Consider the following 11,514-nt stretch of genomic DNA (forward strand, 5'->3'; position numbering starts at 1 on the left):
TATTTCATGTTCCTTTTAAGAATTTATTTAATTGATCCGATCTGGATCGTGATTGTTGGTATTCTGGTCTTTTCGATTGACGCTGTTTTTGCACAGAGCGGAATTCGGGGCTACGTGATCGACCAAAACCGTCAACCTCTTCCAAAGACAAGTATTACAGTATCTGTGCAATCTCCTTGGTCGAGTTATCAGTTGTATACGGATGATAAGGGGAGTTTTGGTAGAGACCTAACACCGGGAAAATATCAGTTAGAACTGTATCATTTGGGTTATAAGAAACAAATGATGTGGGTTGACGTTATTGAAGGAAAAGTGAACCTCCTAGATACCATACTCCTGGAGAATGAATCGCAACAGCTGGACGAAATAACGGTGCAAGGGAGTAGAAAGCTGATCGAACAGAAGAGTGACCGTATGGTTCTCAATATCGAAAACAGCGTGTTGGCAACCGGTACTACTGCGCTGGAATTGCTGAAGAGGGCGCCATCGGTACGGGTGGACGAAGAAGATATTATCCATATGCGGGGCAAGTCGGATATCGGTATACTGATCAACGGGAAGCTCTCGTACCTGTCGGCCAAAGAACTGACCAATATATTAAAAGGTACACCGTCCGAGTCGATAAAACGGATCGAACTGATCACAAGCCCGTCTGCTAAATTTGATGCTAAAGGGATAGCTGGCCTTATCAATATTGTGATGAAACAACCGGTGGCTGAGCCTTTGTCTGGTAATGCACATGTATTTGGCGGGGGTGGCCGAAAAGGACGCTACGGCCTAGGGGCAACGCTAACTGGACAGGCTGGCAGTTGGAGATGGCAAGGGGGGATCGAACATGCTTATCGAGGGGAAAAGGAATACCGTAATTTTAACCGGTTTTATGATAACAAAGGGAATGAAGGGCATAAATCGCTTCAATACTCCAGTACAGACGAACCGTTGCAAACGCAACAGGCTAGAGCAGGACTGGAATATGTACCTAATGATAAGACAAGTGTAGGTATGCTGTGGACGGGTAATTTTGGCACTTACAAAAATTTCAGCAATGGGTATAATGATATTTATGATCATCTGGATAAGCGTAGTGTGCATACGATCACAGCGAATACGAACATCAGCCGTTGGCAGGCACATAATGTTGGCTTTAGTCTTTTACATAAAATAGGTGAAAACAGGGAGCTGAGTGTCGACTGGGATATCTTATACTCGGATTATAAGGCTGATCAGACACTGTGGTCGGATATATTGAAGTATGGGGCATCGAACGCGCTGCAGGAATCCCGGCGCAACGCTACGCCATCGACCACACATCTGCAGGTGGCTAAGCTGGACTATCAGCACCGATGGAAAGAGAATGTGACAGCGGAAATAGGATGGAAGAGCAGCTGGATGAAATCGGATAATAATAGTCTGTCGGATACCATGCAAAATAATTCGTGGGTATCGGATGTGAAGAATAGTAACCATTTTGTTTATCATGAGCAGATCCACGCAGCGTATGTCAACATTAATATGGCTTTTGGTCAATGGGGATTGAATGCGGGGCTACGTACTGAACATACGGACGCGGATGGCGAGCTGCGGACAGATGGAAGAACAGTTCATAAACGCTATACGCAGCTGTTTCCCAGTGTATCGATGCGGTACGAAATAGCAGAGAAACACCAACTACAACTATCCTACAGTCGAAGGATCAATAGGCCGGATTATGAAGACCTTAATCCTTTTCGCTATTATGTGGATGCTTATGTCTACTGGGAAGGGAATCCGCTATTGCAGCCCGAACTGGCAAATGCTTTTGAACTGAATTATACACTCCACCGTGATCTCTTGCTGTCGCTGTACTATACGGATGTAAAGGATGCGATGACTTCAGTCTTGATGCAATTGCCAGAGGAGAATAAGACTATTCGCAGTATACATAACATCAAGGGATTTCAGAATTATGGGCTGAATGTGAATTATTCGTTGGCCTTGTTCTCTTTTTGGTCAACGCAATGGAATCTTAATGCCTTCGAAAATCATTATTTTGGCAGCTATGGAGGAGAGCAGATTGCTAACCGCCTGTGGTCTTATGCGGTGCAGACTACACAGAGTTATCGATTGCCAAAGAGCTGGTCGGCGGAGTGGACTGCTGCTTATGAGAGCCCACAGAGTGATGGTGTATTTCGGCAGAAGGCGAGCGGTCATGTATCGCTGGGATTGATGAAAAAGATGTTCAACGATAAGCTGAATCTCAAATTTGCAGTGGATGATGTCTTCAAGACGAGCCGATATCGTACTAACTCGGGGGTGGGAGGTGTCTATATGGATCAACAGATTGATTTGGACAGTCGGGTATGGCGTGTAAGTGTAGGTTATACATTTGGCAAGAAGAGGGATGGAGCTGATAAAAAGAAAAGTGAAGAGCAACAACGGGTAAGGGGATTGTAGGTACTAGACTCTGGAAAATAGCCCTCGAGTGGACTGGGGGCTATTTGGTGAATATTTTGTATTTTTCTGTAACATTTCCTTCTAAGGACATACTAACTAAGTAACTAATTACAAAATTATTCAAAATATGAGCTTAAAAATTAACCAACTGACAAAGACTTATAGTAATGGTGTGCGTGCACTGGATGGTATAGATCTGGAAATTGGCGTGGGCATGTTTGGACTTTTAGGACCAAATGGTGCGGGTAAGTCTTCATTGATGCGTACCATAGCAACCTTGCAATCTGCAGATACGGGCTCCATTTTGTTTAATGGTACGGACATATTTGCCAATCAGATGGATTTCAGAAAGGAATTGGGATATCTGCCACAGGATTTTGGTGTTTATCCTAATTTGTCGGCAGAGGAACTGTTGTCTTATTTTGCACAGCTAAAAGGAATATCATCGACTGCAGACCGGAAGAAAATAGTGGATGAAGTACTGGAAGTGACCAATCTATATGCTGTCCGCAAGAAGAATGTGAGCGGTTATTCAGGAGGGATGAAGCAGCGTTTTGGTATTGCCCAACTTTTACTGAACAAACCTAAACTTATTATCGTTGATGAACCTACGGCGGGCTTAGATCCTGCCGAGCGCCATCGGTTTCTGAATGTGTTGAGAGAGATCGGTACATCCAATACGGTTATATTTTCTACCCATATTGTGGATGATGTACGTGAGCTGTGTCACGAATTGGCCATTGTGAATGGAGGTCGGGTATTATACCGTGGTACCGCGCAGGCTGGAGAAGAAGCCTTGCAGGGAAAAATATGGAGTACCGTAATACTGAGAGACGATTACGAGGCTGTAAGCAAAGAACAAAATGTGATTTTTGCCAATTACAACCCTGATAACACATTGAATGTAAGGGTGTACAGTGACGTGAGCCCCGGAGATAGTTTTTCCATGGCCAAGCCGATGTTAGAGGACGTATATTTTGTTTCACTTAAAAACGATACGGTCCATGTTTAGTACTATTTTTAAGTTTGAAATCAAGCGGTGGCTCAATACGCCGGCTTTCTACATCTACTGTTTTGTCTTTTTTGTGTTGTCTGTAGCAGTGATGGCTTCGGCGCTAGGGATGTTTGATGGTGCCACGGGGACCACTTCAAGCCCAATCAAAGTGAATTCGCCATTGAATATCAACGGCTTTCTGAATGGACTATCTACTTTTGTATATTTTCTATTACCGACTATTATTGGAGCCGCAGTGTATCGAGATTTTAAGTATCAGGTACATAATGTTTTGTTTTCTTACCCATTGACAAAAGGAATCTATCTGTCTGCTAAGTTTCTGAGTGCATTGGTGGTTACCATTTTGGTGGTTTTTACCACGATCATTGGTTTTGTGGTAGCCCAGTATTTGCCAGGCATCAATAAGGATCTGTTAGGCCCTACGCGAGCCTGGTCTTATTTACAGGCGCTGGTACTATTGGTTATCCCCAATCTGATCCTATTCGGTGCTATGATTTTTGGTTTGGTAACCTTCAGCCGGAATATCTATGTGGGCTTTATCTTCGTACTCCTGCTCTTTGTATTTCAATCGCTATTGGGTACATTGACACAGGACATGGACAATCGGTATCTGGTCGCGCTTCTGGATCCTTTTGGTTTTGAGCCGATTCAGTACTATACAAAATACTGGACTATTGAGGAACAGAATACGAAGGATTTGCCTTTTATGGGCGTGGTGCTATATAACCGTTTAATATGGATGGGGGTCGCCGTATTAATTCTAGGATTTGTTTATTATACATTTTCATTCGCACAAAGTGCTTTTACTTTTTCTAGAAAGCAGAAAGGCGATCGGGTAGTCAAAGATAATTTTGGTAGTATTATCCGGGTGAAATTGTCGGATGTTAAATACAGTTTTTCTTTCCTTTCCCGCTTAAAGGTAGCTTGGAATCTTTCCCAATATGACTTTAAGTATATCGTCCGTAATTGGACTTTTATTGTCATCATGGTGATTACGGTACTTATGGTGCTGGTGGTTGCCTCGACCGCGGGACAGATGTATGGTACAGAGACTTACCCGGTAACATGGAAGATGCTGAATACCATAGGAGGTGTGTATAGTTTCTTTTTACAGATATTGATTTTTCTTTTTGCAGGTATGCTCATACAGCGGGCGCAAACAGATCGGATGAATCTTTTGGTCGACGCTACTGCTATTCCTAACTGGATAATGTTGCTTTCCAAGTTTTTTGCTTTGCTGAAGATGACTTGTCTCGTCTTGCTGATTAGCATGCTTTCGGCAATCATATATCAGGCATATCAAGGCTACTATCATTTTGAAATTGGCAATTACGTAAAGGAACTTTTTGGCTTGGATATGATGAAGTATCTTATCCTCATCTTATTTGCCTTATTCGTTCAGTCTCTGTTCAAAAACTACATAGCAGGCTTTATGGTGTGTTTGTTTATCATTATCGGGATACCGATGCTTTCTAAGATCGGTGTAGAACAGGCGATATTCAAATTTAATACGGGCCCAGGCTATAGCTATTCGGATATGAATGGCTACGGGGTATTTCGGAACTATATGATTTATAAGATCTATTGGTTGCTGTTTGCTCTGGTACTGACCTGTCTGACACTTTTGTTTTGGAGACGGGGTATACTATCCAGTGTAAAAGAGCGGTTGAGCATAGCTAGACTACGGTTTAAACCAACGATCTACTTGCCATTGATTGTGTTTTTAGGGGCATTTCTCAGTTTGGGAGGGGCTATCTATTACCATAACAATGTCTCGGAACGCTATGTATCGCAAATAGAGAAGGAATTGGAACAGGTGACCTACGAGCGCGAGTATAAGCGTTATCACAAGCAGGCCCAACCACGTATTGTAGATACCAAAGTGCTTTTGGATATCTATCCAAATGATCGAAATTATTATGCAGAAGTGCTATTTGAAGTTGAAAACAAAAGTAAAGTAGCTATTGATACGTTGTTTATCAACTATTCGGAGGATGTGCAGCATATGGAAATAGGAAATGATGCTCTTCTGGTAATGCGGGATTCATTACTACATGTCAATATCTATGCCCTTCGTAAACCTTTGATGCCACAGGAAAGTATGGAGATAAAGAGTGTATTGAAGAACAAAGCAAATACATTTTTGAAAGATAAATCGCCTATTCTGGAGAATGGAACATTTATTAATAATAGCCTGTTTCCAAGTATCGGCTATAGTGACAATTATGAATTGGTGGATAATGAAGTCCGTGCAAAGTATAAACTGCCAAAACGAGATCGCATGGCGGATCCAACAGATAGTACGGCTCTAGCTAATACGTATATTTCCAGTGAAGCTGACTGGATTCAGTTTGAAACGACAATCAGTACGGCTGAGGATCAAATCGCCTTGGCGCCGGGGTACCTGATCAAAGAATGGGTGAAGGATGGACGACGGTATTTCCATTATAAGATGGATCAGAAGATGTTAAACTTTTATTCATTTATCTCTGCACGATATGCTGTTAAGAAAGAGAAGTGGAATGGAATTAACCTGGAGATCTATTACCATGAGGGTCATACCTTTAATCTGGATCGAATGATGACATCTATGAAAAAGTCCTTAGGGTATTATGGAGCAGAGTTTAGTCCTTATCAGTTCCAACAGATGCGTATTGTGGAGTTCCCGCGCACGCACGGTACTTTTGCCCAGGCTTTTGCTAATACGGTGCCTTTTTCAGAAGCTATCGGTTTTATAGCTAAGGTGGATGACGATAATCCTGATCAGGTGGATTACCCATACTCGGTGACTGCACATGAGCTGGCACATCAATGGTGGGCGCATCAGGTGATAGGAGCAAATGTAAAAGGTGCTACTATGCTATCTGAGTCTCTGGCGGAATATAGTTCGCTAAAAGTTTTAGAGCATACCTACGGAAAGGGACAGATGCGTAAATATCTGAAAGAAGCACTGGATAGCTATCTGCGTGGCCGTACTATGGAGCAACTGAAGGAAAATCCATTGATGTATAATGAAAATCAGCAGTATATACACTATAATAAGGGATCATTGGTCATGTACGCCATGAGTGATTTCCTTGGTGAGAAAGCTTTTAACTCGTTCTTGAAGCAATATGTCGCGCAGGTGGCGTTTCAAGATGCACCTTATACGACCTCATTAGAATTTGTTAATCTCTTGAAAAGAAATACGCCGGATTCGCTACAATATGCGATTAAAGATATGTACGAGACTATTACACTGTACGATAATGTATTGCATAAAGTAACTTCAAAAAAGATAGCCGAAAACAAATATCAGGTAGATATCGTATTTAATGTGGCTAAGTACCGGGCAGATGATAAAGGTAAGCGGGTGTATAGTGATGGTCGGAATGGAGCGGATAGCCTGAAGGCTAAGGTAGACGGTAAGGATATTGTTTCCTTACCATTGGCCGATTATGTGGAGATCGGTGTTTTCGCAGAGCCTAAGAAATCGGATCGTGGTTTTCATACGGAACAGGCAATTTACCTGAAAAAGCATAAAATAAATAAGATCGATAATAAGATTACACTATTCGTAGACCAAAAACCATTTGAGGTAGGGGTAGATCCTTATAATAAATTGATCGATACCAACTCAGACGATAACCGAAAACGTATTTAGAGGTGAGGGAGGTGAAGGAGTTATGAAGTGAAGAAAGTTATCCAGTGAACAAGTGAAGTAGGTTAAGAGGTGAGGGAGTTAGGAAGTGAAGAAGGAGTAAGGAGTAAGGAGTAAGGAGGCCATTCGTCACCTCGACCTTGTGGAGAGGTCTACAAACTGTATAGGGTTAATATATAGCTTTTAGATCCCTCCACTTCGGTCGGGATGACGAGATAGTTTACGAACCGAGCTTGCGAGCTCACCATAGGTAATCTGTCATTGGTAGCTTGTCGAAGCAGTCTATGTTTAGAAGTGAAGAAGGTGAGGTGAGGGAGTGAAAAGGTGAGGTTAGCACGTCACTGCGAGAGGTAAGTTTTTTAACAAAACACACCAGAGTTTTAATGACAATAAAAGTAACGTCACCCTGAGTGAAGCGGAGCGGAATCGAACGGGTCTATCAACTGTATAGGAGTAATTATATAGCTTCTAGATACCTCGACTACGCTCGGTATGACGGCATCGTTTGTAAACCGAGCTTGCGAGCTCACCATAGGTAATCTGTCATTGGTAGCTTGTCGAAGCAGTCTATGTTTAGAAGTGAAGAAGGTGAGGTGAGGAAGGGGTAGATAAATAGTATTTAGTACTTAGAATTGAGTAATGGGTATGAGGATATCCAGATTTGGGAACAGCCCTCGAAATGATCGAGGGCTGTTTGTTTATTCTTAATGTTGAAGTAACTAGTAGAGTCGCAGGACATCTACAATTTTACCTAGACCTTTGAAATGATGTGTTTTTTCGAAGGGCCCTTGTATAGGTGCCGGCTTTAGTATTTCAAGCTCACCTGAATTGGCTGTATTGCCATAACTACCCACGTACAGTTGTCCTTCTACCTTACTCGGTGGGTAAAACACGATCTCTGGCTTATCGACACGTAAGAAAGTAATGGTGCGATCACCGTAATTAATCATTTCTTTGACCACCTTACTACCGCTGTCGTAGGAGTAGACTTTACCGCCTACGGCGTAAAACAGGTATCCGTATAAAGCACTGGTAGCAAATGCTGTAGCGTTTTCAATCTCTGGTATATTTAGTTCTTCAAACGATAACTGCGTACCTATATTGGTACGGTAACCTGCTGTAAAACGAGCAAGGTAATGCTTGGAGTCATTATTGTTTTTCAGTACGGCAAAGATTTCGCCCGTATTATTGGTTGAGTAATCCATATATACCAGCTTCTTTTTGATATGGTAATCGAACTTATCGCCTGTAGGTAATTCTTCACAGCCTAGGCTTCCGGCTTTGTAATTGTAAAACTTCTGTTTTTCGTCATCAAACAGAATAAAGTTCCCATTGTATGAGTTGGTCATATAAGGAGCTACCCATTTGGATGGTTTAAATGGGATATTGCCACTGCCAAAATTATTTATAGCTGTGCTGAATGGCCCATCCGAAAAAGAAGTGTAGTATACCTCATCGTTATGTTGTAATAAGGCGGTGTTTTCAAACCCCTCCGACATCCCTGTTGGTTTGAAGTTCTCAGGAGTCCGATTTCCGACACGGAAATTGTAGGCTATGTTCATCGAAGGGGTATAATAAAATGACTCTAGGGCCACATTATTAGTGCCTTCGGACGTGCCTATATAAACTTTGGATCCCGTAAAAGGGTTTACAATGCGGCTCAGGAAATAGGGGGTGCCAGCTAATTTGAGTGCTGAATTTGTTTTGCCCAATACGTCTGTATGGGTGGTAAACTGAGCCTGTAGATCGACTACCATATCTAGCCGGGGCTGGCCATTCTCAGAGGTGAGTACCAAAAAGCCGTTTTGTAGTTCGGAAGAAATAGTCACTTCAAATAGCTTGGAATAGTGAATGCCTGTAGCCCGTTCGGTCATTTTAAATAGGAATTCGTACTTACCAGTAGGGTATCCCATCTTTGCTTCAACCAGATTTCTGCTTGTACTGATGGTATCTGCATTTTCCGGGCTTATGGTGATAGTAGCGTCACCTAGATTGATCCATAGAAAATCGTATTTACTGTCATCAATAAGGGGCTGGCCATCCATTTGAATCGCCGGTGTGATATTCAAGAGATCAACGTTCAGTATGCTGTATTCTTTTTCGATATTGGAAATAGCTACCTGCGGGATACTCTGATACGCAGCATCTTCTTTTTTGCACGATGCTAAACCTAAAAGTAGGAATAGCACTATATTTATCTTTAAGCTTTTCATGTCGTTTTAATTTACGTAAGAACCCATATTAACAGGCATCCCGTTTTCATCTTTTATCTCTTCGCCAATAGAACGTTTGTAATTGATGTGTATCTGTGTTTCCCTCGCGATCACTTTTACAGGATCGTATTCGTACTTTTTAGTAATGGTTTCTTCCAGATAATCTAGGTCTTTGCCGGTCACCTCATAGATCAATTCTACTTTTTTCCTAGAGAAGTCACCCAAAAGAGATTCTACATACGTACTCCACCAATCTGGCTTAAGCAGCATATTGGATAACAGTACCCGATAGCTGGACACCTCTACAGGGCTGAGATCTGTATTGAGGGCATGGAAGCCTATGTCGAAGTTCTCGTTCTTTTCCAACTTGAGCACGATTTGCACTGTCTTTTTATCTAAATCGGGATTCGATATGACTTTGATAGGTAGTTTTACATTACTGCTCCCGGCTGATACCTTGTATGCTTCTGGCAGTAGAACATAATGCTTTCCTTCCTCCGCAGTTGTTAGGGCTTTATCGACTACAACACGGTAGGAGCGATCTTGTGCGCTGACTTTGCCAATATAGCCCAAAGGCAGGTTGAGCACGGTGTCTTTGGTGCCGATCGGTAGACGGGCAAAGGATACCATGAGCGAATCACGGATTTTGCCAGTGAAGGCTTCGGTGTCGTAAAAGTAGATTTGCGAAGGGGAATCAAAACTGTCTAGTTCTGATTTTTTGCAGGAACTAAGTGCTATTAGCCCTGTCGCGAGTATACCTAAATAATATATTATTTTCATAATGCTAGCGGTTATTGGTTTCACTGAGAGGTAAAGGAACTTGGTATGAACCTAGAGGTACGGACTTGGAACTGTTGTTGGCGGGGTTAGGTACCGAGGTTTTTGCCAGACGCTTATTGTAAAAGAACAATTGTCCCTCTCCATAAAACTCTTTTCTAAATTCGGTATCTACGGCAGTCTGACGGTTGGCTATTGTGGTGACACTCGATAGACCACGATTGTTACGTAATGTATTGAGATAGCCCAGTGCTTCTTGTTCGTCTGTGGCAGTCTCCAGCAAGATCAGATAAAGCTCACTCTTGCGCATTAAGGGTTGAAGGTAACGAAAGCTGGCTGATTTGCTTTGGGTGTCTCTAAATTTGACAAACACTTTGGAGTAGTTGCCAATGGTGGGAATGACCCATGCATAGGAACGGTAATCGTTCATGTTTTTCTCGAAAATAGCTTCTAGTGCTGCTGCCGATGGTACTAATATTTTTTCTGCAGTCAAGGCCGGATTAAACATTTTGTCGTACTGTGTATAGAGCTGGTCGTTGGATACACCGAAGAGGATTTCGGGAGAAAAGATAAAGTCAGGACTGCTCGGCCGTGAATTTATGGTCGTGGGGTCTGTCCACTTGAAAAATTCATCCACCTTTGATAAGATGCTGTGGGCACTCTGATAGGCTTCTGCTTTTTTTCCGGCATATAGTTCTGCTCTCGCCTGCAGGGCTATCAGAGCGTAGTAGTTCATACGCCTATTCCGCATACGAAAGAAGTTGTCGATAGCAACCTCACTCTGATCTTGTACGCCGACCTGACGGACAGGGTCGGACTGTAATAGTTGTTTTGCCTGTGTGATGTCCGCCAGAACATGTTCTATAACACTCGAAGCAGGTAGTAGTTCCTCGGTTTTGGAGCTTGCTGAAGTGACATAGGGTATGGCTTTGACGGCTGGATTCTGGCTCATGATAGGCCCGAATAGGCGTAACATATCCAGATGATGGAAAGCACGTAACCCGATAGCTTCGCCAAGCATGATGTCTTTTTGGTTTTTGTCTATACTAAAGTCCGCAAGCTGTAGATTTTCAATAAAATTATTGATGTTGAGCAGGTTGGCATAGGCACTGGCCCAGATGGATTCAAACTCCGCTTGTACGGTTTTGTCGGTATACTTATAATCAAAAAGTAGCTTGTGTTCATGTGCAGCACCTATGTTATAGTATTGCCCTAAGATATCCAGCGTCTGCATGGTGAGTTTGCCTCCATATAGATTTGGCTTGGCCATGCGTAAATAAATACCATTTAAAGCCATCTGTGCTGATTTCTGATCTTTAAAAACCTCTGTTTCTAAAATTCTATCTACGGGTTTGACATCTAGAAAGCTGTTGCAGGAGCTCAGCAGACTACAGGTTACCAGTAATGTATAAATTGTCTTTTTCATCGTATTGTCG

The 11,514-nt window shown here is 42.4% G+C and carries 6 protein-coding genes; 3 read left to right on the forward strand and 3 right to left on the reverse strand.

The features are described from left to right. Positions 1–6 precede the first annotated feature (6 nt). From JKG64_RS03300 to JKG64_RS03310, 3 genes are all read left to right on the forward strand, one after another. Positions 7–2,433, forward strand: coding sequence for a TonB-dependent receptor (locus tag JKG64_RS03300; protein WP_210352917.1), 2,427 nt, complete (start codon positions 7–9; stop codon positions 2,431–2,433). A 127-nt stretch (positions 2,434–2,560) separates the two neighbouring features. Beyond that, positions 2,561–3,445, forward strand: coding sequence for an ABC transporter ATP-binding protein (locus tag JKG64_RS03305; protein ID WP_210352918.1), 885 nt, complete (start codon positions 2,561–2,563; stop codon positions 3,443–3,445). Next, a complete protein-coding gene (locus tag JKG64_RS03310; protein ID WP_210352919.1) occupies positions 3,438–7,091 on the forward strand; it encodes an ABC transporter permease/M1 family aminopeptidase in 3,654 nt (1,217 codons plus the stop codon). Before JKG64_RS03305 ends, JKG64_RS03310 begins: the two co-directional genes overlap by 8 nt. A gap of 716 nt (positions 7,092–7,807) precedes the next feature. Here the strand turns inward: JKG64_RS03310 and JKG64_RS03315 are convergent. Genes JKG64_RS03315 through JKG64_RS03325 form a run of 3 tightly spaced genes read right to left on the reverse strand, consistent with a single transcriptional unit; the run spans position 7,808 to position 11,504 of the window. Next, entirely contained in the window at positions 7,808–9,301 is a 1,494-nt protein-coding gene (locus JKG64_RS03315; protein ID WP_210352920.1) for a PKD-like family lipoprotein, read from the reverse strand. A gap of 6 nt (positions 9,302–9,307) precedes the next feature. After that, positions 9,308–10,081, reverse strand: a complete 774-nt coding sequence (locus JKG64_RS03320) for a DUF4843 domain-containing protein (RefSeq protein WP_210352921.1) — start codon at positions 10,079–10,081, stop codon at positions 9,308–9,310. A 4-nt stretch (positions 10,082–10,085) separates the two neighbouring features. After that, complete coding sequence (locus JKG64_RS03325; protein WP_210352922.1) at positions 10,086–11,504, reverse strand: RagB/SusD family nutrient uptake outer membrane protein; 1,419 nt, start codon at positions 11,502–11,504, stop codon at positions 10,086–10,088. Positions 11,505–11,514 lie beyond the last annotated feature (10 nt).

Source organism: Sphingobacterium tabacisoli (assembly GCF_017908035.1).
In the GTDB taxonomy this organism is placed as follows: domain Bacteria; phylum Bacteroidota; class Bacteroidia; order Sphingobacteriales; family Sphingobacteriaceae; genus Sphingobacterium; species Sphingobacterium tabacisoli.

Bases quoted from the DNA above. Each gene is read 5' to 3' on its own strand.
- JKG64_RS03300 (WP_210352917.1), top strand. From the start codon at position 7: ATGTTCCTTTTAAGAATTTATTTAATTGATCCGATCTGGATCGTGATT.
- JKG64_RS03305 (WP_210352918.1), top strand. From the start codon at position 2,561: ATGAGCTTAAAAATTAACCAACTGACAAAGACTTATAGTAATGGTGTG.
- JKG64_RS03310 (WP_210352919.1), top strand. From the start codon at position 3,438: ATGTTTAGTACTATTTTTAAGTTTGAAATCAAGCGGTGGCTCAATACG.
- JKG64_RS03315 (WP_210352920.1), bottom strand. From the start codon at position 9,301: ATGAAAAGCTTAAAGATAAATATAGTGCTATTCCTACTTTTAGGTTTA.
- JKG64_RS03320 (WP_210352921.1), bottom strand. From the start codon at position 10,081: ATGAAAATAATATATTATTTAGGTATACTCGCGACAGGGCTAATAGCA.
- JKG64_RS03325 (WP_210352922.1), bottom strand. From the start codon at position 11,504: ATGAAAAAGACAATTTATACATTACTGGTAACCTGTAGTCTGCTGAGC.